Origin of the sequence: Actinomadura barringtoniae (assembly GCF_017573505.1) — a bacterium.
In the GTDB taxonomy this organism is placed as follows: Bacteria; Actinomycetota; Actinomycetes; order Streptosporangiales; family Streptosporangiaceae; genus Spirillospora; species Spirillospora barringtoniae.
Window position 1 is genome coordinate 165,383 of sequence record NZ_JAGEOJ010000020.1, and the last position, 26,136, is coordinate 191,518.

Genomic DNA, 26,136 nt, shown 5'->3' on the forward strand with positions numbered 1-26,136 from the left:
GCCTTTAGCCGGGCTCTGGGGAACGCTGACTCTGGACGACGTATTTGGGGTCGGCCGCCGAAGCGCGGCCAGCCTCGAACACGGCGAAACGAGTCGCCGCCGAGCCCGCGAGCAGGGCGGCACCTGCGACGGTGGCGAGACTGCGGCTGCGTCCGCCAGCGAGCAGCCCTGCGACGGCGCCCGTGCCGGTGAGGACCTCCGCGGCCCGCATGAGCCGCGCGGCTTTGCCCTGCTCGTACGGCTCGGCCAGCGGTCCGAGGCGGCGGCGCATCACGATGCCCGTGCCCAGGTCGAGCGCGGCTCCGAAGGCCGCGGTCGACCGGGCCGGGCCGTTCTCCGCCGTCGGCGCGGTGAGCAGGCCGAGGCCGCCGGCTGAGGCCGCCGCCGAGCCCGCGAACAGGAACGGCATCTCGCGGTACGCGCCGTGCCACACGGGAATGGCGGTGTCGGCGATCAGCACGCCGGTGTAGGTCACCACGGCCGGTCCGGTGAGCGCCGCCCAGCCGGTGGCGGCGCGGCCGATGCGGGGGAAGAGCCCGGTCGCCCCGGTGACGGCGGCCACCCCGGCGGCTGGCCCGTACGCGGCCAGGATCCACGAGCCGACGCTCATCGGCGAGGTCGGCTTCATCACCCGCAGCATGTTCGCGAAGCGGCCGGGCCGGCCGAGGTCATGGATCAGCGCGGCGGTCGACAGCGAGATCGCCCCGAGCGCGCCGATCTTGCAAGGGCGGGCCAGCCCGGGGCGCCCGCTGGCCTGCGCGGCGGCGGCGAGCAGGGACGAGGCTCCGGCGAGCCCGCCGAGGAACAGGTAGCCCGCGATGTCGAGGGCCTTCCAGGTCGGCTGCTTGAGGATCGGGCGCCCGTAGTAGCTGGTGAACTCGGCGTCCGGGACCATCGTGCGCTCGCCGCGCCCCTTCCGCCCGTTCCGCCGCCTGCGGCCCCCGCCCCGGCCCCGGCTGCCGCCCCGGCCGCCGGGAACGGCCTCGCGTCCGGGGCGCCGGTGCCGTACGCCGTCGCGGGTGACCTCGGCCTCGCTCATCGCCGCCTCCCTCGCAGTCCGGTCGCCACGGCGATGGCGGTCAGCCCGCCGATCAGGGTGGCCGCGGCCGCTCCGGCGTGCCGCCACATCGACGGCAGGTCCCGGGTGGTGACCACGGGGTCGGGCGGCAGGCCGTACACCTCGGGCTCGTCCAGGAGCAGGAAGAACGCACCGTTGCCGCCGACGCCGTCGTCGGGGTCGGCGCCGTACAGCCGGGCGTCGGTCACCCCGCCCTCGTGCAGCTGCTCGACGCGCTCGGCGGCCCGCTCGCGCAGCTCGTCGAGCGGGCCGTACTGGATGGAGTCGGTCGGGCAGGCCTTGGCGCAGGCGGGCTGGAGCCCGTCGCCGAGCCGGTCGTAGCACATCGTGCACTTCCAGACCCGGCCGTCCTCCTCGCGCTTGTCGATCACGCCGTACGGGCAGGCGGGCACGCAGTAGCCGCAGCCGTTGCAGATGTCCTGCTGGACGACGACCGTGCCGAACTCGGTGCGGAACAGCGCGCCGGTCGGGCAGACGTCCAGGCAGGCGGAGTGCGTGCAGTGCTTGCACACGTCGGAGGCCATCAGCCAGCGCAGCCCATCCCTGCCCTGCGACGCGTCCGAAGCCATGCCGAGCACGTCCAGCCCTTCGTAGGCGTCGTGCTCGACCTCGGCGTCCTGCAGGCCGACCGGCTTGCGCTGCTCGATGAACGCGACGTGCCGCCAGGTGTCGGCGCCGAGCCCGCCGGTGTTGTCGTAGGACATGCCGGTGAACGTCAGGCCGTCCTCGGGAATGGCGTTCCACTCCTTGCACGCGACCTCGCAGGCCTTGCAGCCGATGCAGACCGAGGTGTCGGTGAAGAAGCCCATCCGTTCCGTCGTCGTCGCCATGGTCACACCCCCATCCCGGTGTGCTCGGTGATGCCCGCGCGCCGCCGGTACTCGCGCACCAGCTCGGGCCGGTCCGCGCCGCGCGGGCGCCTGCCCGGGCGGATGTCGGCGGTCAGCGCCTTGACCTCCTGGATGTGCACGTTCGGATCGAGCGCGATCGACGCGAGCTCGTTGGCCGCGTCACCGCGGCTGTAGCCGTTCGGCCCCCAGTGGAACGGCAGCCCGATCTGGTAGACGGTCTTGCCGCCGACGCGCAGCGGCCCCATCCGGTCGGTCACCATCACGCGGGCCTCGATGGCGTTGCGCGCGCTGATGATCGTGGCCCAGCCGCCGTGGGTGAGGCCCCGTTCCGCGGCCAGTTCCGGCGACACCTCGCAGAAGAACTCCGGCTGGAGCTCGGCGAGGTAGGGCGACCAGCGGGTCATGCCGCCCGCGGTGAAGTGCTCGGTCAGCCGGTAGGTGCTGACGATGTACGGGTAGACCTCCGCGCCGGGCTCCGAGCCGCTCGGGTGGAAGCGGTTGTGCTCGCGCGAGAACAGCTGCCGGACCGGGTTGCGCGGATGCGCGGCGTACAGCGGGTTGTCGACCGGCGACTCCTGCGGCTCGTAGTGCGTCGGCATCGGCCCGTCGACCAGCCCGGCCGGCGCGAACAGCCAGCCCCTGCCGTCCGCCTGGAGGATGAACGGCTCGGCTCCCGAGATCGCGTCCGGCCCCTTGGCGTCCGGCTCGGGCCGGTACGAGGGCGCCTTGGCCGGCTGGAAGTCCGGCACGTCGTGACCGGTCCACTTGCCCTGCTGCTCGTCCCACCAGACGAGCGCCTTGCGTTCGCTCCACGGACGGCCGTCGGGGTCGGCGGAGGCACGGTTGTACAGGACGCGGCGGTTGGCCGGCCATGCCCACGCCCACTCGGCGGCGATCCAGTCCTGCTCCGAGCCGGGCTTGCGGCGGGCGGCCTGGTTGACGCCGTCAGCGTAGACGCCGCAGTAGATCCAGCAGCCGCAGCTGGTGGATCCGTCGGCGGCGAGCTCCTCGTAGGAGGACAGATGGCCGCCGTCAGACCCGTAACCGTTGATCTCCGCGAGTACCGCCTCCGCGCTCGGCTCGTCCAGCTCGCCCTCGACCGGATAGTCCCAGACCAGATCCAGGACCGGACGGTCGCGCCGGTCGCGCGAGCCCGCGAGTTCGGCGCGGATGATCCGGCCCAGGTGGTACATGAACCACAGGTCGCTGCGCGCGTCGCCCTCCGGCTCGACCGCCGCGTGATGCCACTGCAGCATCCGGTTGGTGTTGGTGAAGCTGCCGGACTTCTCGGTGTGCGCGGCGGCGGGGAAGAAGAACACCTCGGTGCCGATGTCCTCGGTCCGCATCTCACCGGTCTCGATCTCCGGGCCGTCCTTCCACCACGTGGCGCTCTCGATCAGCGAGAAGTCCCGTACGACCAGCCAGTCGAGGTTGGCCATGCCGAGCCGCTGCACCTTGGCGTTGGCCGACCCGACCGCCGGGTTCTCCCCCATCAGGAAGTAGCCCTTGCAGGTGCCGTCCATCTGCGCCATGGCCGTCTCGTACGTGCTGTGGCTGCCGGTCAGGCGAGGCAGATGGCCGAAGCAGAAGTCGTTGTCGGCCGTCGCGGCGTCGCCCCACCACGCTTTGAGGAGGCTCACCACGTACGAGCGCATGTTGCCCCAGTAGCCCTTCTCGGCCGCGTCCGCCGCGATGAACGTGTCGAGGTCCTCGTGCTCGTGCGCGTGCGGCATCGGGATGTAGCCGGGCAGCAGGTCGAACAGCGTCGGGATGTCGCTGGAGCCCTGGATGCTGGCGTGGCCGCGCAGCGCCTGGATGCCGCCGCCCGGCCGGCCGATGTTGCCCAGCAGAAGCTGCAGGATGCTGGCGGCGCGGATGTACTGCGCGCCGACCGAGTGCTGCGTCCAGCCGACGGCGTAGGCGAACGCGCTGGTCCGGTCGCGGCCGGAGTTGCTCACGAGCGCGTCGCACACCTTGGCGAACTGTTCCGGCGGAACGCCGCAGACCTCCTGGACGACCTCGGGCGTGTAGCGGGCGTAGTGGCGCTTGAGGATCTGGAAGACGCAGCGCGGATGCTGAAGCGTCTCGTCCCGTTCCGGCTCGCCCCGGGGCAGGGACGCGCCGCCCGCGCCGTGGCTCTCGCCGCGCCCCGACTCGCTGATCGACTTGGCCCGCTCGTCGTAGCCCTCGTCGCGTTCACCGGCGGCGGCGACCACCTCGGTGCCCTCGTACCGCCAGGTGTCGATGTCGTAGTGCCGGGTCTCCTCGTTCAGCCCGGAGAACAGGCCGTCGAGGTCCTCGGTGTCGCGGAAGTCCTCGTTGATGATCGTGGCGGCGTTGGTGTAGTTCACCACGTAGTCGCGGAAGTACGACTCGGTCGACAGCACGTGGTTGATGATCGCGCCCAGGAAGGCGATGTCCGAGCCCGCCCTGATCGGCACGTACAGGTCGGCGACCGCGCTCGTCCGCGTGTACCTCGGGTCGACGTGGATGACGGTCGCCCCGCGCGCCTTGGCCTCCATCACCCACTGGAACCCCACCGGGTGCGCCTCGGCGTAGTTGGACCCCTGGATGACGATGCAGTCGGAGTTCTGCAGATCCTGCATGAACGTCGTCGCGCCGCCCCGCCCGAACGAGGGCCCGAGCCCCGTCACGGTCGAGCTGTGGCAGACCCGCGCCTGGTTCTCCACCTGCACCACGCCGAGCGCGGTGAGGAGCTTCTTGATGAGGTAGTTCTCCTCGTTGTCCAGCGTCGCCCCGCCCAGGCTCGCGATACCGAGCGTCCGGTTGACCCTGGACCCGTCGGCCTCGTCCTGCCAGTTGTCCCGGCGCGTGGACAGCACCCGGTCGGCGACCATGCGCATGGCCGTGTCGAGGTCGAGCTCCTCCCAGTCCTTCCCGTACGGACGCCGGTAGAGGACCTTGTGCAGCCTCGCGGACCCGGTCGTGAGCTGGAGCGTCGCCGACCCTTTGGGGCACAGCCGCCCCCGGCTCACCGGCGAGTCCGGATCGCCCTCGATCTGGACGACCTGATCATCTTTGACGTAGACGTTCTGGCCGCAGCCGACCGCGCAGTACGGGCAGACCGACTTCACCACCCGGTCGGCGGTGGCGGTCCGGGCCCTCAAGGCGGCCGTCCGGGCCGACTTGGCGGCCTCCCCCCGCCCCAGCGGGTCGTCGCCCGTGAACTGCCGGTAGACCGGCCATCCCTGAAGCCAGCTGCGTACGCCCATCAAGCCACCCCACGGCCCCACGACACCAGGTAACGGCGTTATCCCAGGTCAGGACAGCGCCGATACCCTCCCCCTGCCCGAGTTCAGGGCATATATGCACGTGGGGCGGCCGGATGAGATCAGCCGTTCAGGCCCTGCTCCACCGCCTTGATGATCTGCGGGCGCAGCTCGGCGGCGCTGATGATGGCGTCGACGGAGCCGACCTCCACGGCGCGCTGGATGCTGTGCACCCGGTCGAACTCGGTGGCGACCTCGCCGAGCTTCTCGGCCCGTACCGCCGACTGGACCTCGGCGAGGTGGGCGTTCAGCTCGGCCCGGTCGGCGCCGCTGGCGGCGGCGAGCCGCGCCTGGACCTCGGTGACGCGCGGGTCGTTGGCGGTGCGGTTGTTGACCTCGCCGGAGAAGACCACGGCCGCGGCGGGCGCTCCGCCGAGCACCGAGGCGAACGAGCCCTCCAGGGCCAGTACGGTCATGTTCGGGTTGAGCGCCTTGGAGAACACCACGAACGCGCCGCCGTGGTAGCGGGAGATGACGCAGAAGACGATCGGGCCCTCGAAGTTGACGATCGCCCGGCCGATCTCCGCGCCGTACTCCAGCTGGAGCTTGCGCATCGACTCCGGCGAGCCGTCGAAGCCCGACAGGTTGGCGAGGACGACCAGCGGGCGGTTGCCCGAGGCCGCGTTGATGGCGCGGGCCGTCTTCTTCGACGAACGCGGGAAGAGCGTTCCGGCGGAGTAGGCGTCCGGGCCGTCGGTCGGCGGGAAGCCGCGCCGGGGCAGCGAACGGGACTCGATGCCGACCAGGCAGACCGGCCAGCCGCCGAGGTGCACGTCCTGCACAGCTGAGGTGTCGGCGTCGGCCATGCCCGCCCAGCGCTCCAGAACGGGGTGGTCCTGGTCGGCGAGGGCGCGCATCACCGTGCGGATGTCGAACGGCTTCTTGCGGTCGGGGTTGTGCTCGGCGGAGAAGATCTGCCCGACCGTGGTGAAGTCGCTGCCGGCGACCGTGTGCGGGTAGTCCGACACGTCGCGGTCGATCGGGTCGGTGGTCGGCGCCTGCCGCGGTCCCGACTCGCCGGGAACGATGTAGGTGTGGTCGTAGTGCGCCATCAGCACTTCGCGCGCGGCCTGCAGGTTCGGCGCCCAGTACTGCGCCTGGCCGTTCGGGCCCATCACGCGGTCGTAGCCGCCGATGCCGAAGTTGTCCTCGGCCGACACGCCGCCGGAGAAGTCCAGCGCCTGCTTGCCGGTCAGCACCATCGCCGAGTCGGGCGTCATCACCAGGATGCCCTTGGTGTGCATGAGCATCGTCGCCTCGGCGTTCCAGTACGGCTGGGCTCCGACGTTGATCCCCGCGACCACGATGTTGATCTCGCCGCCGGCCTGGGTGAAGGTGACGATCCGCTTCAGCGCGGCGGCGACCCAGTCCATGTTCTCGGTGCCGGAGCTCATCGAGATCCGGGCGCCCGACGACAGCGCGATCCACTCGACCGGCACGCGCAGCCGCTCGGCCAGGTCCAGCGCGGCGATCACGCGGGCGCACTCGGGCTCCGACAGCGCGCCGAGCGACTTGGTCGGGTCGCCGAGCAGCACCACGCGGGTGACGCCCTCGGGGTGACGCGGAGTCGGGGTCGTGACGACGCCCGCAACGATCGCGGCGGAGTTGCCGCCCTTGGGCCTGTCCACCGGAACGAGCGCGCCGTGCTCGTCCAGGTCGTGCTCGACGAAGCCACCGTCCGGGCCGGCCAGCATGCCGGTCAGCTCGTAGGGGTAGATGTTGCCGCGGCGGGCCGCGCGCAGCACCTTCTGGCGGTAGCCGTCCAGCGGCTTCACCGGCTCGGTCGACGGCCCGGCGATGTCCATCCGCACGTCGTCGTTCGGGTCGAGGGTGACCCGTACGGCGATCTCGGTGAGGCGTCCGGCGGCGCGCCGCCGGATCACGAACTGGACCTCCTCCAGCCCGACCCCGGCGATGGTCGGCAGGCCGCGTTCGAGCAGCGTGCGCAGCTCGTCGGCGGTGAGGTCGGTCGGCGGCCAGACGTACATCATGATGCGGTTGGTGTCGAAGCGGCGGTTCTGCGGCCGCTGCGCCTGGATGGTGCGGATCGCGTCGGTGCAGGCGGTGAAGACGTCCTCGGCCACCGGCAGCGCGATCACCGTGCCGTCGGCGTCGCGAAGCGGCGTGAGGTCGCGGACCTGGCCGAGCGCGATGAGCCGCTCGTCGGACGGGTTGCTCTTGGCGACCGCCTTGAAGAGGTAGATCTCCTCGTCGGCGGACGGCAGCCTGGTCAGGTCGAACTCGCGCAGCCGCTGCAGCTGGAGGCGCTGGGCGATCTGCGGGTGCAGGCCGCGGATCAGCCGGTCCTCGACGAAGCCCTCGCCCTCGGGGCGGAAGGTGAAGTGGTGGTGCATCACGGCGCCGCCCGCGGCGGTCACCGTCACGGTGATCCGGCGGACTTCGGCGGGCTGCGGGTGCTCGGTGAGGAGCCGCCCGAGCCGTTCGGCCATCACCTCGGCGTCCGGCTGCTCGTCCCACGCGACGTACAGGTCGGCGACCAGGCCCACCTCGGGCGCGCCGGGAGCACCGGGCGCGTCGGCGGCGAACGCGGCGACGGCACCGACGGCGTCGGGCAGCGCGGCCAGGTCCACGGCGGTCGTGACCACGCAGGTCTCGCCGCCGTCCTGGAGCGTCTGCTCGGCGACGACGAACCGGCAGCCCGCGATCTCGCGCGAGGTGACGTCGGACAGGCCGCGGTTGCCGTAGTAGCGGCGGGTCAGCACTTCCAGCAGCGGCGTGTGGTCGCGCCCGGCCCGGCCGAGGCGCTGGCCGACGAGCCGGACGAGCGGCTCGGGGCTGGCCACCATGCCCTGGATGCGCTCGGTGCGGTCGGGGGCGGTCGGGTTCTGCTCCAGGTAGCGCAGCTCGTCGCGTACGGCGGCGTAGACCGTGGCGCGGTTGCGGCGCCGCAGCGGCTGGGTGAACCAGCGGAACACCACGCCGCGCGCGAGGTCGGCGACCGTGGGGAAGCGCACCTGGGTGGCCTCGACCAGGTTCTCCAGGGTGAGCCCCGCACGCTCGCCGAGCTCCTCGAACGGCGGGGCGCCGGCCAGCCACTGGCGCAGCAGCTCCGACACGATCGCGACGCCGCCGCTCATCTGCTGCTGGGCCAGGAAGACGCGGAAGACCGCGGCCTCCAGCTCCGGCGTGCGGTCCAGGCCGTCGACGCCGTAGTAGGCGAAGACCTTGGCGAGCTTGTCCTGGAAGGCCTCGGTCAGGCCGGCGCGCTCGGCGTCCAAGCTCTGCAGGTAGCTGTGGAAGTACTCGCGCGGGCTGTGCACGGGGCTGCCCGGCTCGGTGTCGAGCTCGCCGCCGGGCTTGTTGCGGCTCAGCTCGGACAGGTCGGCGAACAGCGCGAGCAGTTCGAGCTCGCCCTCCAGCGGGCGCTTGCCGAGCTCGCCGCGGGCGAGCAGGTAGTCGGCCATGCCCCGGTCGCGGTCGAACGGGTCGGCGTCGAAGCCGAGCATCAGGCCGCGCAGGTCGCGCAGCCCGCGTTCGGCGCGGGCGGCCGCGGACTCGCCGCCGCGCTCGGCGGGCAGCTCGACCGGGACGGTCTCGGCGGCGGCCTCCTCAGCCTCGGCCTCCTCGTCGGCGAGCGGCTCCAGCCGCATCAGCGGCGCGCCGGTCTCGACCTGGGCGCCGACCGACACCGGGCACTCGCGGACGCGGGCGCGGAACGGCGCGCGCAGCACCGTCTCCATCTTCATGCTCTCCAGCACCAGGATCGGCGCGCCCGCCTCGACCTCCTCGCCGACCGCGACCGGCGTCGCCACCACCAGCGCGGGCGCGGGTGAACGGACGACGCCGCCCTCGTCGCGGCTGATCCGGTGCGTGACGCCGTCGACCTCGACCAGGTGGATCGGGCCGTGCGTCGCCGACACCAGGCGGAACCGGCGGCCGTTCACCACGATCTGGCCGCTGTGCGCGTCGAAGCGCTCCACCTCGACGTCGGCTCGGTGCGCGTCGCCGCCACCCGAGACGCCGACACGGAACCGGCTCTGGCCGACGCGGGCGACGCTCACCCGGTAGCCGACGCCGCGCAGCTTCAGGTCCAGCGGGCGGCCGGGGTCGTGCTGCACCTGAGGGCGGCCGCCGTGCGCGGTGGACAGCAGCCGCCGGCGGGTGATGGCCTCCTCGTCCTGGTAGGCCTCGATCGCGGCGGCGACCAGCGCGACCGCCGAATGCCGGTGGCTGACCAGGCGGCCCTCGGCGCGCACCCGGTCGATCCAGCCGGTGTCGGCGCTGGCGTCGATCACCTCGGGCTGGTCGAGCAGGTCGAGCACGAAGCTCTTGTTGGTCGCGCCGCCCTCGATGATGACGGTGGTCTCGGCCATCGCGCGGCGCAGCCGGCCGAGCGCGTGGTCGCGGTCGCGGCCATAGGCGATGATCTTGGCGATCATCGAGTCGAAGTCGGCCGGGATGGTGTCGCCCTCGCTGACGCCGGTGTCGACCCGGATGCCCGGGCCGGCGGGCAGCACCAGGCGCGTGATGCGGCCGGGCGCGGGCGCGAAGTCGCGGTCGGGGTCCTCGGCGTTCAGCCGGGCCTCGATGGCGTGCCCGGCCTCGGCGGGCTGCGGGCCCTCCAGCTTGCCGCCGCCGGCCACGTGCAGCTGCAGGCGGACCAGGTCGGTGCCGGTGGTGATCTCGGTGATCGGGTGCTCGACCTGGAGGCGCGTGTTGACCTCCAGGAACGCGAACAGCTGCTCGCCGGGGTGGTAGAGGAACTCGACGGTGCAGGCGCCGCGGTAGCCGACCTTCACCGCGAGCCGTTCGGCGGACGCCTTCAGCTCGGCGGTCTGCTCGGCCCCGAGGACCGGGGACGCCGACTCCTCGATGATCTTCTGGTTGCGGCGCTGCACCGAGCAGTCGCGGACACCGAGCGCCCACGCGGTCTCGCCGTCGGAGATGACCTGGACCTCGACGTGCCGGGCACCGGTGACCAGGCGCTCCAGGAACACCACACCGGAGCCGAACGCGCGCAGCGCCTCCTGGCTGGTGCGCTCGTAGGCGTCGGCCAGGTCCTCGGCCGAGGCGACCATGCGGATGCCGCGCCCGCCGCCGCCCGCGGTGGCCTTCAGCATCAGCGGGTAGCCGATGGAGTCGCCGGCGCGCAGCGCGTCCTCCAGCGTGGCGACCTCGCCGCGGCTCCACGGCGCGACCGGGACGCCGACCTCCTCGGCGATCAGCTTGGCGCCGATCTTGTCGCCCAGCTTGCGCATCGCGTCCGCGCTCGGGCCGACGAACGTGACGCCGACGTGGTCGCAGAGCTCGGCGAACGCCGGGTCCTCGGCGACGAAGCCCCAGCCGACCCAGGCCGCGTCCGCGCCCGTCTCGATCAGCGCCTTCTCCAGAACGGCGTGGTCGAGATAGGGACGGGCCGACGCCGGGCCGAGCGAGTAGGCGACGTCGGCCTCACGGACGAACGTCGCGTTCTTGTCGGCATCGGTGTAAAGGGCGACCGTCTCGATCCGCGCCCCGGTCTCCGCCGAAAGATCGCGTACGGCGTGGATGAGCCGCATCGCGGCCTCTCCGCGGTTGACGATGGCCACACGCCTGAACACCGGTTGAACCTCCCGACTAACGTGCACAGAAGGCGACGTCCGGGACCCGGAGTCTCCTGCACCTGGCTCTACACCTTGCTCGCTTACCCCCCGGTAAACCAATGCCTCACACCACACATGGTGGAGCCATCGCGTTGTGGGGACCCAACAAAAGCCCCCGGTCGCACAACCCCCTCCAAGGGGTGCGAGCCGGGGCCATCTGGTGGCTGAACTGGCATGTCCGCAAGCGGTCACACATCGTAACCGAAACATCGCCGAACGAAGGTGACGCACGGCCGTGGCGTCGACGGACGCACTCTCGGCCGAGCGGTAGATCCCCCACTCGTATCCACGTCCCTTGCGGCGTCTCCCTCCGCGTTCTAAGGTTGGCCATATGGACAAGTCGTCTGGCCAGGGCAATCGGCCAACCAGCGCGGAGCAGGGTGAGGCCACCCGCGCCGCGATCCTGAAGGCGGCCGCGGCCCTGATCGGCGAGAACGGCTGGGGCCACGTCACCACCAGGGCGATCGCGGCCCGTGCGGGCGTGCCGCACGGGGCGGTCAGCTACCACTTCCGGGGCAAGGACGACCTGCTGCGCCAGGCGGCCGTCGCCGCAACGGTCGAGGCGCTGGCCGTGCCCATCGCGATGGTCCGCAGCGCCGGCAGCGTCCGCGAGGTGCTCGAAGGAACGATGGCCTGGTACGCCTCGGGTGCTCTGGACGATCCCTCGATGGCGCTCCTGCTGGAGACGGCCCGCCAGTCCTCGCGCGACGAGGAGCTGCGCGAGCCGTTCGCCGAGGTGCTGCGCACCTACCGCGCCGCGCTCAGCGACCTGGTCCGCGCCGACCAGGAACGCGGCGACCTGGGCGCGGGCGCGTCCCCGGAGGGGATCGCGATGGCGGTGGCGGCGCTGCTGGACGGGCTGATGCTCCATCTCGTCGCCGATCCCGGGCTGGACGCGCAGGAAGGCGTACGAGCGGTACTCGATCTCATGGGAGGGCAATCGTGATCAAGCGTGCGGCCAGGCGTCCGTGGGGCACCCTCATGGCGGAGCACAGGCGCCTGGTGATCACCATCTGGATCGTCGTCGTCATCGCGTGCGGGGCCAGCTTTCCGTTCCTGTTCAAGCAGCTCAAGGCGCCCGACTACGAGGTGAACGGCTCACCGTCCGCCGAGGCCGCCCAGCTCGTCCAGCGGCACTTCGCGGTCGAGGGCGACGAGCAGGACGTCATCGTCCTCGACAGCCCGCACGGGAAGATCACCGACCCGGCCCGGCGTGCCGCGGTCGCCCAGGTGGTCGCGGCGGCGCGCAGCCGGCCCGGTGTCGTCACGGTCGTCGGCCCGTTCGACGCTCAGGCCGAGAAGCAGGTGTCGGCCGACGGGCGCGCGGCGATGGCCGTCGTCGGGCTGGACGGCACCAGCCGGCAGCGCCCCGGGCGCGCGGCCGACGTGCAGAAGGCGATCGACGCCGCGGCGACGGGCGGGGTCGAGGCCTACCTGTCCGGCTACTCCCCCATCACCAACGACCAGACGGCCGTCGAGAACGCGGGCGCCGAACGCGCCGAGTCCGTCGGCGTGCCGATCGCCCTCGCGGTCATGGTGCTGGCGTTCGGCGCGGTCGTCGCCTCCCTTCTCCCGCTGCTGCTGGCCGGGGTGGGCCTGACCCTCACGTTCGGCGTGGTCTACCTGCTCACGTTCGGGTTCACCCTCGACGCGTTCCTGATGACCATCGTGACGATGATCGGCACCGGGATCGGCATCGACTACGCGATGTTCATCGTCAGCCGCTTCCGCGAGGAACTGGCGCGCCGCGGTGACGACGCGGTCCCCGAGGCCACCGGCGCCGCCGTCGCCACCTCCGGCCGGACCGTCCTGTTCTCCGGCGTGATCGTGGCGATCTCCATGTGCTCCCTCTACGTCGTCGACTCCCCGGTCTTCCGCGAGATCTCCACCGGCGTGCTGATCTCCGTCGTCTGCACGCTCGCCGCGGCGCTGACGCTGCTGCCCGCCGTACTGGCCGCGCTCGGGCCGCGCGTGAACGCCTGGCAGCTCCCGGAACGCTGGCGCCCCGCCGACGTGCGTTCCGCCTCGGCCGCCGAGTCCGGGCCCTGGGCGCGCTGGGCGCGGCTGGTCATGCGCCGCCCGGTCCTGTTCGGTGGCCTCGCGTTCGCGATCCTGGTCATCGCCGCGCTCCCGGTCGGCGGTCTGAAGTACGGCATCGACCTCGGCACGGCTTCCCTGGACGGGCGCCCCTCCGCCAAGGCGCAGACGATCCTGGAACGCTCGTTCAGCCCGGGCGCGGTCTCTCCCATCCAGGTCGTCGTCACCGGCCGGGACGACACGCCCCTCGACGCCACCGGCCAGGGGCAGGCCGCGGCGCTCGCCAAGCAGATCTCCCGGGACGAACGCGTCGCGGACGTGGAGACGATTCCCGGCGACGGCCGCGTGCTGCTGAACGCGGTCCCGAAGGTCGCGATCGACTCGGGCGCGGCCACCGACCTGGTCCGCCACATCCGCCACGACCTCGCTCCTCGGGCCACCGGCCAGCAGGTCCTCGTCGGCGGGGCCACCGCGACGTTCGTCGACCTCTCCAACGAGACCACCGCCAAGCTCCCCTACGTCATGACGCTGGTCCTCGGCCTGTCGCTGCTGTTCCTGCTGCTGGTCTTCCGCAGCGTCCTGCTGCCCATCAAGGCGGTCGTCATGAACCTCATGGTCACCGCCGCCGCGATCGGAATCACGGTCGCGGTGTTCCAGTGGGGCCACGGCGCGAGCCTGCTCGGCTTCACCAGCACGGGCTTCCTGCAGGTCTACCTGCCCATCTCCGTCTTCGTCCTGCTCTTCGGCCTCTCCATGGATTACGAGGTCTTCCTCATCCGCCGCATGAAGGAGGCATGGGAGGACGGTCACGACAACGAGTCGGCGGTCGCCACCGGCATCGAGCACACCGCCCGCCCCATCGCCGCCGCCGCGGCGATCATGGTCGCGGTCTTCGGCGGCTTCCTCACCGCCGGGGTCCTGGAGGTCAAGGAGTTCGGCCTGTCGCTCGCCGTGGCCATCGCCCTCGACGCCACCCTCGTCCGCCTCGTTCTCGTCCCCGCCCTCATGAAGCTCTTCGGCGACTGGAACTGGTGGTTCCCCGGCATCAGCCGATCACCGGCGGCGGACCCGATCAGAGCCAACCCGTCCGCCGCACGACATTGACCACGTCAGAGCCGGCGGGCGGCGGCCGGTAGGAGGAGGGGTTCGGCGAAGCGGCAGATCTCTTCGGCGGCGTCGAACTCCCTCATGGTCGGCCACCCGTGACCGTCGCCGAGCACCTGCCAGGTCGCGACCTGCGTACCGCCGACCCCACCGGCCGCCGTCGTACGGATGGAGAACTCGGTCTCGCGGGTGCCGTCCGGGCCGGGGGCCGGGCAGCGGTCGATCGTTCGCCAGCGTTCCGCGGTGGCGTCGAGGGACACCGTCCGGCCGCGCAGTTCACCGTTCGGGCCTCGGTGGCGGGAGTAGCCGCCCCCGATCGGCGCGATCTCGTCGGCGGTGCCGTGCATCAGCAGTGCCGAGACGGCATGGGCGGGGCGCACCTCGTGGAGCGCGACCGGCAGCGTGCCCGCCACGGCCGCGAGTACGGCCACCTGGTCTCCGGCCGCCAGGGCCAGCCGGTGCGCCATGAACGCTCCGTTGGAGGCGCCCGCCACCACGGTCCGGTCAGGCCAGGTGCCGTGGTGGGCGGCCATGTGGTTGATCAAGGCGCTGAGGAACGCGACATCGTCGACCCCGGCCTCCTCGGCGGTCGTGACGCCGCGGCCGTCCGCCCAGTTGCCGCTATGACCGTCCGGGTAGACGACCACCCATCCGCGGGCGTCGGCCTGGTCGTCGAACGTGGTCAACTCGCGCATCATCCGGCTGCCGGCGCCCTCGTCGGGGTGGTTGCCGTGCAGGACGAGAACCAGGGGGCGTGGCCCGTCGGCCGAGGGCCCGTTCGGCGGCCGGATCGTGAAGCCGCGGGCCAGGCCGTCGACCGTCAGCTCATCAGAGATCACCGTGCCGTCGCTCTCCATGGCGCTCACTCTGCCACCGGCTCGGGCGGGTCTCCCAGGGCCCGTGCGTCACCATGGTCAACTGACGTTTACCCTCATTCCAGGCAAAACACCTCAAAGGGGAACGCATGAGCGCCGTCCATCCGCACCGGAGCCGCCTGGCCCCGGACGACCCCGCCTCGATCGGCGGGTACCGGGTGCTGGACCGGCTCGGCGAGGGCGGGATGGGCATCGTCTACCGGGGGGCCGACGCCGCCGGGCGGCCGGTGGCGATCAAGGTGATCCGGCGCGAGCTGGCCGTGGACGCCGCGTTCCTCGCCCGCTTCGCCGCCGAGGTCGCCAACGCGCAGCGAGTGGCGGCCTTCTGCACCGCGAGCGTGCTGGACCACGGGACGGCCGACGGCCTGCCGTACATGATCACCGAGTTCGTCGAGGGGCCGTCGCTGGCCGCGTGGGTCCGCGAGCACGGCCCGCTCCCGGCCGAGCGCCTGAGCGCGCTGGCGGCCGGGACCGCCGCCGCGCTGGCCGCGATCCACGGGGCACGGCTCGTGCACCGCGACCTCAAGCCCGCCAACGTGCTGCTGTCCGCGCGGGGACCGCGGGTGATCGACTTCGGCATCGCGCGCGCCCTGGACTCCACCGAACGGCACACCGCGACCGGCGTCGTGGTGGGCAGCCCCGGCTGGATGGCGCCCGAGGCGATCTTCGACGGTACGAGCGGGCCGCCCGCCGACGTCTTCGCCTGGGGCCTGCTCGTCGCGTTCGCCGCCTCCGGCTCCCACCCGCACGGCACCGGCACGATGATGCAGCTGGCCGCCCGTGCACACGAGGGCTCGTACACGCTCACCGGGCTGCCCGACCACCTGCAAGGACTCGTCCGGCAAGCCCTGGACCCCGACCCGGCGCGACGGCCGTCCGCCGACGAACTGCTCGTCGCGCTGGTCGGGCCGGACGATCCTCAGCTCGCCGCGACCCGCATGGTGACGCGGCAGTGGCCCGCAGGCCCGGTCGCGACCACGGCCGCCAAGCCCCGGCGACGCGGCAGGATTCTGGCGGTGGCGGGCGCGGCGGCCGGACTCGTCGCGCTGCTCGCCGGAGTCCTCGCCAGCGAGGCGCTGAACGATGGCGGCGATGGCCGCGGCGCCTCCGGGCGTCCCAGCGCCACCGCCACGAGCACCGGCAAGGGGAGCACGGACGGGCCCGACAAGACCGTCACCGCGCAAGGCGGCACGGTCACCGGCAACCCGTTCACCAAGCTGCCGTCGGGACCGTGCGGCATGGTCGGCGCACCCTTCCCGAAGGAGATGGGCGTGATGGCCAAGGGCGCCGAGAGCGAGGGCACCAGCCTGTTCTCCCCGAAGGAGAAGGTGCCGCTCTGCGAGTTCGGCACCGACATCACGGCCAAGGCCAGCGACCATCAGCACCAGACCGCCTCCGTCCGGATCATGACCGTCGCCGACACCACGACGGCCGAACAGCGGCTGTCGGAGGCACGGTCCCGGCTGCCCGCGACGAAGACGAGCGGCAGCAGGATCGCGACGAGCGGCCCGTCGGACTCGATGGGGGACGGCGCCTACTACTCGTCGGTCTTCTACGGCGGCCGTGAGCTGCGCACCGAGGCCCAGCTCCTGGTCCGGCGCGGCAACGTCCTGATCCAGGTCAACGTCGGCGCCGAGTCGGTCAACGAGCCGCCGAGCGTCGGCCCCGAGTTCAGCGGCGGTGTCCACCTGGACCGCCTGCGCTACCAGACGTTCCGCGACGCGGCCCGGTCCTGGGCCGACGCGATCGCCACCCGTGCGGTCGTACGGCTGGACGCGTGCTCCGCCTGCCAGACCGCTCCGTGATCGGCGCCGCCTGAGGCGTTGGGCCCACGACAATCGGTGCGGTGCGCGGCTCGGGCGTGCCGGGAAGAACCCGGGCATGGACTTGGACACGGCGTGCAGCCGTTGGGAAATGCTCTGGAACGAAGCGGACGCGGAGCGGCGGGTCGAGCTGGCGGGCTCGTTCTGCAGGGAGGACGTCGAACTCGTCGACCCCGGCAACCAGGTGCGCGGCGCACACGGCCTGAGCGACGCCGTCGCCAGGACGCGGGCCAGGATGCCCGGCCTGACGTTCCGGCTGACCGGGCGCACCGACTCCCACCACAACGTCGTGCGCCTGTGGTGGGAGTCGGCGTCCCAGGACGGGAGCCTGACCGGCATCGACGTCCTGGTGTTCGGTGAGGACGGCCGGGTGGCCCAGGCGATCGGCTTCATGGACCAGCCCGCCTGACGCCTGCGGTCCACCTGACGAACGCGGCCATCGCGTCAAGCGATCACCGGGGCGCCGTTGACCCCCTCGCGGGGGCGCGGCGCCCCGGCGTTCGTCGTGGTCGATCAGGTCGCGGTCGAGGCCGCCGACGAACAGTTCCTCGGGCACGGACTCGATCGATGCGGGCATGTCCACAACGCGGGCGGCTCCTCGGCTCCTCGGCTCCTCGTGGTCAGTTGATGGACAGGCGCGCGCCGTCGTCCATCCGGGAGCGGCAGTTGAACGCGGCGAGGCAGAGCATCGGGCGGGCGTCGCGTACGCCGATCTCGCGCAGCCGCCGGGTCACCGGATCGTCGCCGGGGCCTGCGCGCAGCCGCAGCCACGGCAGCGGGTGAGCTCGGGCACCGCCGCGGAACTCGGCCACCGAACGCACGACGTCGGCGTTGCCGGATCGGCCGTACCAGACGCGGCCGAGGGACGGCACGGGCGTTCCCGGGCCCAGCCGGCCGGTGAGCGTCGTCCCGTTCGCGCCTCCGATGGCGAGCGCCAGGCGTCGCCGGCCCGAGCGCGCGAACGCGACCGGGCCGATCTCGGGTGCGAGTCCCCACGCGTCGTGGGCGGTCGTCTGCGCCGCGTGGGTCGTGACCGTGCAGCCGAGGACCTGCTGCCCGGACCAGCGCAGGTCGGGGCGGCGCACGGGGTCGGCCCACGCGGCGAGCGGGTGGCGGCCCCGCCATGGGTCGTGGACGCACACCGCGAGCCGGGCCTCGGCGTACGGGCCGATCGTGGAGTCGCGGTGCGCGATCACGGTGAGGGCGACCGGAACCCATCGCGAGGCAGCGAGCCGGACGAGGGCGCCGACCTCCTCACCGGCGAGGGCCCGTTCGACGGCACGGGCCTCGGCGGCGAAGAACGCGACGATGGCGTCGGTGTCGTGGCCCCGGACGGGCAGGTCCGCCGTGGACGGGCTGCCCGGCGCCGTCAGGAACGGGTGGCCGTGCGGCTCGGGGACGTCGCGATGGAGCTGGAAGACGCGCGACCGCGTCACCACCCCCCGGTAAGGGACGAGCTTGCGGTCGATGTGGGCGCGTTCGATCAGCAGGTCGTGTTCGAGGGCCGCGAGGTAGTGCCGGATCCCGTGGCAGCTGGGGAACGTGTCCTCGGGCTGCCCGAAGCTCACCGTGTACCAGTCCGGATGCAGGTCGAAGCAGGTGTCGGTGCCCTGCCCGTCCATCGTGGCGACGATGTCGCGGTGATGGACGATGGACGCGACCCAGGTGCGCGGATCGGCGGGCTTCTTGAAGTCGATCGGCGCGCCGAGCGCGATCGCGTGCGTCACCGTGTGGCGGCGGCAGAACGCGGCGTCCTGCGCGAGGTTCATGACCGCCGATCCGCCGAGGCTGTGGCCGATCAGCGCGATCTCCGCGCCCTCGGGGATGCCCGCCTTGCCGATCGCGTCCAGCAACGCGTTCGTGGTGGACGACTCCGAGCGCAGTGTGGTCGTGAACGCGCCGACGACGTCCTGGGGTGTGTCGTCGCTGCGGATCTCGGTGCCCATCCCGGGCATCAGCAGGACGAACCGTTCGGCGCCGTCCGGGCCGCGCACGGTCTGCACGATCACACGGCTGCCGCGGCCGAGCAGCCGGAGCGCGGTGAGGAAGTCGATGATCGAGCCCCTGCGGGGCAGGGCCGCCGCCAGCTCCGGCCCGGGATCGACCTCGCGGGAGACGCCGCGTCCGCGATCCCAGAACATGATGGCCTTGGTCGACAGGCCGGTCAGCGGGTCGGCGCTCGGCACGTCGCGGCCGCTGGCCAGCCGCCACGCGGTCGCGTCGTTGAACGGGTTGCCGTCCAGCAGCGCCCACAGGGTCTGGATCTCGCCGTACATCGGCGCGATGGTGCTGATGATCCCGCCGAAGCCGCGCGCCCGGTGCAGCCGCCACATCTCGCGCGCGAACCTCGGCACGCTTCCGGTGTTGACGGCGTCGACGAGCGCGCGGAGCAGCGGGTCGTCGCGCATCTCGGGATGCCGGTGCGCCAGGCCGGTCAGCCGTACGCGCGCCGAGGTCGCCATCACGCGCACCGCCAGCCCACGGCGCCCGGCCACGCCCGCGGCCTGCGACACGACTCCGCTGAACGTTCCGCCGGCGAACGAGCAGCCGAGCCCCTTGCCGTGCGTCAACGCCCGGACCAGCGCGGACTGGGCGGCGACGTGCGTGCGCATCGCCGCGATGCCCGGGCTTCTGGTGATGGCGGCGAGCGCCTCCGTCGCGTGCACGGAGCATTCGCGGATGGCCTCGGCGACGTGGGCCAGGTCCGCCGCGCACGCGGTGGCGTCGGTCCGTGCGACGCCCGGCTGCACGACGCCCGGCTGCACGACGCCCGGCTGGGCCGTGCCCGTCTGCGCCGTGCCCGCGAGGCCGTTGACGACGGTCAGTCGCGGGCGTGCGGGGCCGGGACCGCCGTCCGCCGGCCCTGGGGCGCGGACGGCGTTCGTCGCCGGCGGTCGTGCCTCGTCGCCGTTCACCCTCGCTCCCTCAGCCGACCCGCAGGTGGCAGCGCATCCACCGGTCGAGCTCGGCGAACGCCCGCTTGCGAGCGTCCTCGGCGGACAGGACCAGGTCGTGCATCCCGCCCTCGATCCGCACGATCGTCACGTGCGAGCCCAGGCGCGGCGCCCAGCGGACTATGTCGTCGGCGTTCAGCACCACGTCCGCCGAGGTGATGTCGGTGACCTGCGGGCCCGGCTTCACACTGCGCGCCGCGGCCATCACCAGCACGGGAACGTCGATGGCGAGCCCGTCGTGGACCGCGCGCTGCGCGTTGCGGACCGCCGCCAGCCAGCCCACCCGCATGGGGAATCCGTCGAGCGGCTTCCAGCCCCGGTCGAAGTCCCATTCGCCGTCATGATCGCGATGGAGGCTGCGGGCGTAGGCGTCCGAGAGGCCGAGCGGAAGCCTGCCCTTCGGCACGGCCTTGCTCAGCAGCCTGGACGCCTCGCAGACCGCCCATCGCACCGGCGGCGGGGCGTTGACGTCGAGGAACGGGCTGTTGAGGAAGACCCCGTCGACCAGCCCGCGCCCGCTCACCCGGTCGGCCCAGAGCGCGGCGGTGAGGCCGCCTGTCGAGTGCCCGTTCAGCAGCAGCACGTCGTGCTCGTCGTCCTCCCGCACGATCCGGACCGCCATGTCGATCTCGGCGTAGTAGCGGGCCAGGTCGTCGGTGTAGTTGGGGGTCTGGTGGGGCCGCAGCGAACGGCCGTGCTTGCGCAGGTCGAGCGCGTAGAAGTCGAAGCCGCGTTCGACGTAGAAGTCGGCCAGGTGGTCCTGGAAGAAGTAGTCGACGAAGCCGTGCAGATACAGCACCGCACGCGCGGTGCGCTCCGCGCACCTGCGGCGCACCAGCGTCGCCACGACCTCGCCCTCGTCGTCCCTGACCATCGGCAGCTCGATCGCCTCGTATTCACTGCCCAGCACGTCGGTCGACCGATTCATCACACATCCCGTCCGGAGTCGTCGGTGGCGGCTTTATTTGCAGATTAGCCATGCCACGGGCGCCCGATACATAGGCATTTCCTCCTGCGACCTTCGCTCCAGAATGCGCAACGGCACCAGTTCGAACGACGCATTGCGGCGATTATGCGGGCACCGAGAAAATGGCTAATGGAAAGGACTTCGCCATGTCTCAATCCGCAGTGATTCGCGAACAGGCCGACACGCTCGGCCGTGACGTCTCGGTTCTGGAGGAGTGCGCCGAACGGCTGACGGACCTGGCGGCCCGTCACCGCGGCGCCGCCGGAATCCCCGACTGGCTGGAGGCCGTGGCCGCCGACCACGCGGCACGGTGCAGAACGGCCGCCGGCGACCTGCGCCTCGCCTCGACCCGGCTGGGCGACTACGCCGACGCCCTCGACCGCTCCCCCGTTCCCACGTCCCTCCGGCCGCCCTCGCTGCCCGCGCTGCCGTCGCTGCCCTCGCTTCCGACGGCCAAGGATCTGGCGGCGATCAAGGCGCTTCCGGCGCTCGCCGCTCCTGCGGTGCTGTCGGCCGCGGGACCCGTGTTGAAGGCCGCCGGTCCCGTTCTGAAGCTGGCGGGCGGCCTCCGCAAGAAGGAGGAGCCACCGGCAGCCGCGCCTCCCCCGACTCCTGTGGCCACGCCTCCCGCTGAGCCCGGGCCCGAGACCGAGACGGCCGCGGCCACGGCGACCGCCAGCTGACGAGCCGCACGAACACACAGGATCGGCCGATCCCCGAACGGGACCGGCCGATCCTGTGTCATGTCGCTAGAGGCTGAAGACCGCCGCACCGCTCACCTTCGAGTGGTGTGAACGGGCGGACAGGCAGGCCAGCGGCCGCGCGCCGTCCAGCCCGAGCCGTCTCAACGTCTCGGCCAGCGGAAGCTCGGACGTCCCGGCGTTCAGCTTGCACAGCGCGCCCGGGTGGCCCCAGATGCGTCCGCGCACCTGGAAGGTGGCGCGGTAGACGTCGCGGCCGGAACGCGTGTAGAGGACCGTGTCGTACGCCGGGCTCAGCAGGCCGGGGCCGAGGAAGCCGCCCAGCACCAGCGGGTCGGCGCCCTCGCCGTCCTTCTCACCGAGCGTGACCCGGACGCGCTGCCGCCCGACCGAGAGGCCGATGTCGCCGAGTTCGGCCGGGATGCGCCAGAACTGGCGCTGCGCGTCGCGGGCCGCCTCGGTGTCGACGACCGAGCCGACGACGCGGATGCCGAGCCCGCGCCGGTCGACGTCCCTGACCAGGTCGGTGAGGACGAACATGCCGTCCTTCCACGGTGCGTGCACGACGATGCCCGCGACGACCTCCTTGTAGGGGCCGAGGTTGGATTCGCGGTGGTCGGCGGCGAACACCGCGACCAGCGCGCGGTTGCCGATGAGCAGGGGTCGGGCGGGCGAACCGTTCTCCATGAGGGCGGCGGCCTTGCCCGGCGAGACCGTGAAGTAGGCGAGCAGGCCGTCGCCGTCCGAGCAGGTGAGGGGCAGCTCGACCGTTCCGGAGCCGGACTCGGTGGCGACGTCGAAGCGCGGCGTGGTGAGGAACGGGAATCCGTCCGGCGCCGGGGGCTCGTCGTAGATCTGGTACATCTGCGTCCGGACGACCTCGCCGTGGTAAGCCTCCAGCTGCTCGTCGATGTGCTCTCGCGCCTCGCCCAGCCGGTGTTCCAGGTCGTTGAGGTAGTGGCTGGGGCTGTGGCACTCGGGGAACTGGTGGAACGGCTCGGTGTAGTCGACGACGTACCAGTCCGGATGGTGGTCGTAGCAGCTGCCCGCGCCGGTGCCGTCCAGCGTCGGGACGATGTCGTGCTGGTTGGTGATCGTCGCGACCCGGGTGCGCGGGTCGGCGGGCACCTTGTGGTCGACCGGCGACCCGATCGCGACCGCGTTGGTCAGCCGGTACCGCCCGCAGAACGTCTCCTCCTGCGCCAGGTTCATGATCGCCGACCCGCCGGCGCTGTGCCCGACCAGGGCGACCTCGTCGCCCTCCGGGATGCCGTAGTCGGCGATGGCGCTGTGCAGCGCGCCGCTGTAGGTCGACCAGTTCTCCAAGGTGGCGCGGAACGCCCCGACCAGGTCCTGGGGCGAGTCGTTGCGCGAGCCGCCCGGCCGCATCCCGGGCGCCTGCACCACGTGCCGGTGGGCGCCGTCCGGCCCGGTGATGGTCTGGATGATGATCCGGCCGTCGTTCCCGAGCATCCGGATGTTGCGCACGAAGTCCAGCAGCGAGCCGCGCGCGCCGACCGAGGACGCCTCGTACGCCGACATCTCGATCGGGCGCGCACCGCCCTCGCCCCGGTCCAGCCGGGAGATGAACCAGGTCGAGACGCCGATCAGCGGGTCGGCCGTCGGCGCGCCCCGGCCGCTGGCCATCTTCCACGCGGTGTGGTCGTTCAGCGGGTTCTCGTCGAGCAGCGCCTTAAGGCTGAAGATCTCGACGGCCATCGGCGCCAGCCGGCTCAGCCCGTCCACCGCGCCGCGGTGCCGGAACAGCTCGCGCAGCGCCCGCCACATCTCGACGTCGCGGTCGGCGTTCACCGCGTCGATGATCCGCACGAGCTTGGGGTCCTGCGTCAGCTCGGGGTGCACGATCTGCAGGGCCGCCAGCCGCAGCCGCAGCGACGTGGCCATGACCAGGATCGCCAGGCTGTCGCGATCGGCCATCCGGCCGAGCCCGCCGACGGCCGCGCCGACCCGCCCGCCGCTGAACGCGAAGCCCAGCCCGTTCTCGCGCGTCAGCGTGGTGACCAGCTGCCGGTGCGCGGCGGTGGCCCGCACGGGCGCGGCGGCCGCGCACGCCGCCATCGCCGGGTGGGTGAGCGCGGCGGTGGTACGGGCCGAGACCTGAAGGATGGTGTCGGCGATCGTCGACATCTCGCGCGCCGCGTCCTTGAGCCGGTCGGTCTGCTCGACGTGCCGCCTCTCGTTCTCGGCCACGAACGCCGGCGGGTGTCGTTCGGCGGACGAGCGTTTGGACGAGCCCCGCCCGCCCTTTCGCCGCGCAGGTCGCTCGGTCGTGGCTTGATCGGCGCTCATGGAGCCTCCAGAAGAGCTCTCGGCAGTCGGTTCTCCCGCGATTCTCCGCGCGCGGAAAGACCACCGACAATCACCCTTTGGCAATGGACCTAACAGACCATGGCCGGATCACCGTGCAATTCCTAGTCTGATGAACAGCGATTTCATCGACAAATGCAAACGGAGGTCATGATGAGCCTGATGATCGATCTGGGCGGACTTCTCGGCTCTGTTCTCGGTCTGGTCGGTTCGCTCCTCTAGGGCGAAACCGGCGCCGTCGCCGCGCAGGGCATCGCGGACCTGCGCGGCCACGGCCCGCTCCGGCTCCGGCTCCGGCTCCGGCAACCGATTACAGGTAGTCGAAGAAGCGGACGAACCACGTGGGGGGATGCTCGGGCGGGTAGTAGCGGGCCAGAGGGCTTCGGCCGTCGTAGCGGGCGTGCAGCAGATCTTCAGGAACCATTCGGTATCCGAGCTCATTCAGAGCGCCCTCGACCCGCCGTCGATCTTCGGCCGGCAAGGGTTTCTCGGCGTCCAGGTACTGGCCGAGGTTCCCGGGTGAATAGACGGCCAGGTCGCCGAAATTGCTGACACGGATGATGATCTGCTCGCCGCCGGCCGTATGGGCGGCAGGGACCAGCACGTCGCCGTGGTGGCTGGCGTCCTGGACCTGGCGGTCCGCCCTGCAGCGGCAGGTGAACGCCTTGTCCAGTTCCTCGACGAGCAGGTCGAACCTCGCCCTGGTCTCCGAATGGTCGTAATCCGCAGGGAATTCCATGTGCTCCGGGTCGTCCAATCCCCTGAGCAGCTCCCACCAGTCCACATCGCCGAGGCTATCCCGGGCATTCAGCGGCAGGCTCCATTCCTGCCCACCAATGGCCGAGACCAGTTCCGGGGCCTAGTCTGTCCGGATGACTCCCCCCTTGGCCGATTTCGCGGCCGCGACTCGGCTCGGGTGGTTGGACGCGCTGCGGGGCTGGGCCGCCATGGTGGTGGCCTTCCATCACGCCGCCTACATCTTCCTGCCGGACTGGCGGCACCTGATGGACGGCTGGGTCGATCCCGGCCGGTACGGGGTGCTCGTGTTCTTCCTGCTCAGTGGGTACATCGTGCCCGCGTCGCTGGAACGGCGCGGCAGCGTCCGGGCGTTCTGGGTGAGCAGGATCTTCCGCATCTACCCGCTGCTGGCGGTGGCGTCCTTCCTGGCGATCCTGCCGTTCCTGCTGGGGGTGCGCGGGCTGCGGGCCGGGCTGGAGCAGTACGAGCCGGTCACGGCGGTGGTCGCGCACATGACGATGATGCAGGACCTGCTGGCCGTGCCGAACGCGATCAACGTGCTGTGGACGCTGTCCTACGAGATGGCCTTCTACCTGCTGGTCGTGGCCTTGTTCGTGGTCAACGTTCACCGGCGGTCGGCGTCGGTGGCCACGGGGCTGACGGTGCTCGCGGTGGCGGTGGGCGCGGTGCTGCCGACGGCCGTGCTGTCGGGCCACGCGGGCGTGGGGAGCGTCGTGTCGCTGGCCGCGCTGGCGATGGTGATGGCGATCGCGCTGGCGATGTCGGACCGTCCCGGGCTGCGCACCGCGGGCGGGCTCATGGGCGGGGTGCTGACGGCCGTGCTGGTGACCGTGAACGGGCGGATCGGCGCCTGGGAGGGGATGCTCATGCTCGCCGTCATGTTCACCGGCACCGTGGTGTACCGCGCCGAGCACGGCCAGATCAGCCGCCGCACGGCCTTCCTGGCGGCCGGGTTCGTGCTGGCCGGGACGCTCGGGGTGGGTCTCTGGCACGCGGGGACGGGCCTGCCGGGGCCGCTGGCGATGCGCGCCCAGCTGGCCTGGTCCGGCTCGGTGATCTTGGCGGCGGCGACGTTCGCGGCGGGCTGGCTGCTCCGGCGGCGCCGCTTCCCGCGCTGGGCGACCTGGCTGGGCACGATCAGCTTCTCGATCTACCTGCTGCATTCGCTCGTGCTGATGGCGGCGAACCAGCTCTTCGGAGTCACCCGGCATCAGAGCGTGCCAGGCGCCATCACCTTCTTCGCAGTGCTGATCGCCGCGAGCTGGGCGACGCAACGCTGGATCGAGGCCCCGGCTCAGCGTCTGGGGCGGCGGCTCGCGCGGCGGCCCGTTCCGGTGGGTGAGCCGCAGCAGCCCGCGCCCGCGCTGGCCCCCTGACGTCACGCAAGTTCGGCACGAAGGCCACTGGTCGCGGGCAACAGTTGCTCAGTTGCGTGAATGTTTGAAAGTATCGATTCGCCGCGTCCGGCGACGGAAGGAGAGGGCGATGGTCGGGGAGTTCTCTCCCACCCACTGGCTCATCGTCATTCTGGTGTTCGTGCTGCTCTTCGGCTCGAAGAAGCTGCCCGAGATGGCCCGCTCGCTCGGGCGTTCGGCGCGGATCCTCAAGTCCGAGGTCAACGGCCTGCACGACAAGGACGAGGACGAGACCAAGGGCGAGGGCGGGCAGCCGCCCGCGCTGTCCATGGCCGTTCCCGCCTCCGACGACCGTGACCGAGACCGCGAGCAGCCGTCGGACATCACCCGCTGAGGGCTGTTTCGTCGGCC

18 protein-coding genes are annotated in these 26,136 nt (G+C 71.9%); 8 read left to right on the plus strand and 10 right to left on the minus strand.

Going from position 1 to position 26,136, the window contains the following annotated elements; genetic code table 11:
• Positions 1-4 precede the first annotated feature (4 nt).
• The 4 genes from nrfD to J4573_RS40405 all read right to left on the minus strand — a co-directional run bounded on the left by nrfD (position 5) and on the right by J4573_RS40405 (position 10,780).
• A complete protein-coding gene (gene nrfD, locus J4573_RS40390; protein WP_208261428.1) occupies positions 5-1,039 on the minus strand; it encodes an NrfD/PsrC family molybdoenzyme membrane anchor subunit in 1,035 nt (344 codons plus the stop codon).
• Positions 1,036-1,908, minus strand: a complete 873-nt coding sequence (locus tag J4573_RS40395; RefSeq protein ID WP_208261429.1) for a 4Fe-4S dicluster domain-containing protein — start codon at positions 1,906-1,908, stop codon at positions 1,036-1,038. Before J4573_RS40395 ends, nrfD begins: the two co-directional genes overlap by 4 nt.
• Before the next feature lie 2 nt (positions 1,909-1,910).
• Positions 1,911-5,162 carry a formate dehydrogenase gene (gene fdh / locus J4573_RS40400; RefSeq protein ID WP_208261430.1) on the minus strand — a complete coding sequence of 1,084 codons (3,252 nt, stop codon included), beginning with the start codon at positions 5,160-5,162 and terminating at the stop codon, positions 1,911-1,913.
• 119 nt (positions 5,163-5,281) lie between these two features.
• Positions 5,282-10,780: an ATP-binding protein gene (locus J4573_RS40405; protein ID WP_208261431.1), complete on the minus strand. Its 5,499-nt coding sequence runs from the start codon at positions 10,778-10,780 to the stop codon at positions 5,282-5,284.
• A gap of 373 nt (positions 10,781-11,153) precedes the next feature.
• Between J4573_RS40405 and J4573_RS40410 the strand changes: the two genes are divergently transcribed.
• Both J4573_RS40410 and J4573_RS40415 read left to right on the plus strand, forming a co-directional pair.
• Positions 11,154-11,768, plus strand: coding sequence for a TetR/AcrR family transcriptional regulator (locus J4573_RS40410; RefSeq protein WP_208261432.1), 615 nt, complete (start codon positions 11,154-11,156; stop codon positions 11,766-11,768).
• Positions 11,765-13,963, plus strand: a complete 2,199-nt coding sequence (locus tag J4573_RS40415) for an MMPL family transporter (RefSeq protein ID WP_208261433.1) — start codon at positions 11,765-11,767, stop codon at positions 13,961-13,963. Before J4573_RS40410 ends, J4573_RS40415 begins: the two co-directional genes overlap by 4 nt.
• A 5-nt stretch (positions 13,964-13,968) precedes the next feature.
• Here the strand turns inward: J4573_RS40415 and J4573_RS40420 are convergent, their stop codons facing one another.
• Complete coding sequence (locus J4573_RS40420) at positions 13,969-14,820, minus strand: CE1 family esterase (RefSeq protein ID WP_208261434.1); 852 nt, start codon at positions 14,818-14,820, stop codon at positions 13,969-13,971.
• A gap of 107 nt (positions 14,821-14,927) precedes the next feature.
• On the opposite strand from J4573_RS40420, the gene J4573_RS40425 reads away from it, so the two are divergent.
• The 3 genes from J4573_RS40425 to J4573_RS40435 all read left to right on the plus strand — a co-directional run bounded on the left by J4573_RS40425 (position 14,928) and on the right by J4573_RS40435 (position 17,289).
• Complete coding sequence (locus tag J4573_RS40425) at positions 14,928-16,643, plus strand: serine/threonine-protein kinase (protein WP_208261435.1); 1,716 nt, start codon at positions 14,928-14,930, stop codon at positions 16,641-16,643.
• Positions 16,644-16,719: 76 nt separating this feature from the next.
• Positions 16,720-17,070, plus strand: coding sequence for a nuclear transport factor 2 family protein (locus J4573_RS40430; protein WP_208261436.1), 351 nt, complete (start codon positions 16,720-16,722; stop codon positions 17,068-17,070).
• A gap of 57 nt (positions 17,071-17,127) precedes the next feature.
• A complete protein-coding gene (locus J4573_RS40435; protein WP_208261437.1) occupies positions 17,128-17,289 on the plus strand; it encodes a hypothetical protein in 162 nt (53 codons plus the stop codon).
• Here J4573_RS40435 and J4573_RS40440 read toward each other — a convergent pair.
• A complete protein-coding gene (locus J4573_RS40440) occupies positions 17,282-19,576 on the minus strand; it encodes an alpha/beta hydrolase family protein (RefSeq protein WP_208261438.1) in 2,295 nt (764 codons plus the stop codon). The two genes, J4573_RS40435 and J4573_RS40440, sit on opposite strands and share 8 nt — an antisense overlap.
• Before the next feature lie 10 nt (positions 19,577-19,586).
• On the minus strand, positions 19,587-20,543 hold the full coding sequence (locus J4573_RS40445) for an alpha/beta hydrolase (RefSeq protein WP_208261439.1): 957 nt from the start codon (positions 20,541-20,543) through the stop codon (positions 19,587-19,589).
• Between the two features lie 185 nt (positions 20,544-20,728).
• Between J4573_RS40445 and J4573_RS40450 the strand changes: the two genes are divergently transcribed.
• Positions 20,729-21,265: a hypothetical protein gene (locus tag J4573_RS40450; RefSeq protein WP_208261440.1), complete on the plus strand. Its 537-nt coding sequence runs from the start codon at positions 20,729-20,731 to the stop codon at positions 21,263-21,265.
• A gap of 66 nt (positions 21,266-21,331) precedes the next feature.
• Here J4573_RS40450 and J4573_RS40455 read toward each other — a convergent pair whose 3' ends face one another.
• The 3 genes from J4573_RS40455 to J4573_RS40465 all read right to left on the minus strand — a co-directional run bounded on the left by J4573_RS40455 (position 21,332) and on the right by J4573_RS40465 (position 24,395).
• Positions 21,332-23,593 (minus strand): acetoacetate decarboxylase family protein, encoded by a 2,262-nt coding sequence (locus J4573_RS40455; RefSeq protein ID WP_208261441.1) that lies wholly within the window; start codon positions 23,591-23,593, stop codon positions 21,332-21,334.
• 108 nt (positions 23,594-23,701) lie between these two features.
• Complete coding sequence (locus tag J4573_RS40460) at positions 23,702-23,884, minus strand: hypothetical protein (protein ID WP_208261442.1); 183 nt, start codon at positions 23,882-23,884, stop codon at positions 23,702-23,704.
• Positions 23,885-23,921: 37 nt separating this feature from the next.
• Positions 23,922-24,395 carry a hypothetical protein gene (locus J4573_RS40465; RefSeq protein ID WP_208261443.1) on the minus strand — a complete coding sequence of 158 codons (474 nt, stop codon included), beginning with the start codon at positions 24,393-24,395 and terminating at the stop codon, positions 23,922-23,924.
• Positions 24,396-24,483: 88 nt separating this feature from the next.
• Here J4573_RS40465 and J4573_RS40470 point away from each other — a divergent pair, with 88 nt between their 5' ends.
• A complete protein-coding gene (locus tag J4573_RS40470; protein WP_208261444.1) occupies positions 24,484-25,746 on the plus strand; it encodes an acyltransferase family protein in 1,263 nt (420 codons plus the stop codon).
• A 109-nt stretch (positions 25,747-25,855) separates the two neighbouring features.
• The gene (gene tatA / locus J4573_RS40475; protein ID WP_208261445.1) at positions 25,856-26,119 is read left to right on the plus strand and encodes a Sec-independent protein translocase subunit TatA; all 264 of its coding nucleotides are present in this window, start codon (positions 25,856-25,858) and stop codon (positions 26,117-26,119) included.
• The last annotated feature ends 17 nt before the right edge of the window (positions 26,120-26,136 follow it).

Coding starts and splice junctions, on each gene's coding strand:
- J4573_RS40470 (WP_208261444.1), top strand. CDS start 24,484: ATGACTCCCCCCTTGGCCGATTTCGCGGCCGCGACTCGGCTCGGGTGG.
- J4573_RS40410 (WP_208261432.1), top strand. CDS start 11,154: ATGGACAAGTCGTCTGGCCAGGGCAATCGGCCAACCAGCGCGGAGCAG.
- J4573_RS40445 (WP_208261439.1), bottom strand. CDS start 20,543: ATGAATCGGTCGACCGACGTGCTGGGCAGTGAATACGAGGCGATCGAG.
- fdh (WP_208261430.1), bottom strand. CDS start 5,162: ATGGGCGTACGCAGCTGGCTTCAGGGATGGCCGGTCTACCGGCAGTTC.
- J4573_RS40420 (WP_208261434.1), bottom strand. CDS start 14,820: ATGGAGAGCGACGGCACGGTGATCTCTGATGAGCTGACGGTCGACGGC.
- J4573_RS40395 (WP_208261429.1), bottom strand. CDS start 1,908: ATGGCGACGACGACGGAACGGATGGGCTTCTTCACCGACACCTCGGTC.
- tatA (WP_208261445.1), top strand. CDS start 25,856: ATGGTCGGGGAGTTCTCTCCCACCCACTGGCTCATCGTCATTCTGGTG.
- J4573_RS40430 (WP_208261436.1), top strand. CDS start 16,720: ATGGACTTGGACACGGCGTGCAGCCGTTGGGAAATGCTCTGGAACGAA.
- J4573_RS40425 (WP_208261435.1), top strand. CDS start 14,928: ATGAGCGCCGTCCATCCGCACCGGAGCCGCCTGGCCCCGGACGACCCC.
- J4573_RS40450 (WP_208261440.1), top strand. CDS start 20,729: ATGTCTCAATCCGCAGTGATTCGCGAACAGGCCGACACGCTCGGCCGT.
- J4573_RS40455 (WP_208261441.1), bottom strand. CDS start 23,593: ATGAGCGCCGATCAAGCCACGACCGAGCGACCTGCGCGGCGAAAGGGC.
- nrfD (WP_208261428.1), bottom strand. CDS start 1,039: ATGAGCGAGGCCGAGGTCACCCGCGACGGCGTACGGCACCGGCGCCCC.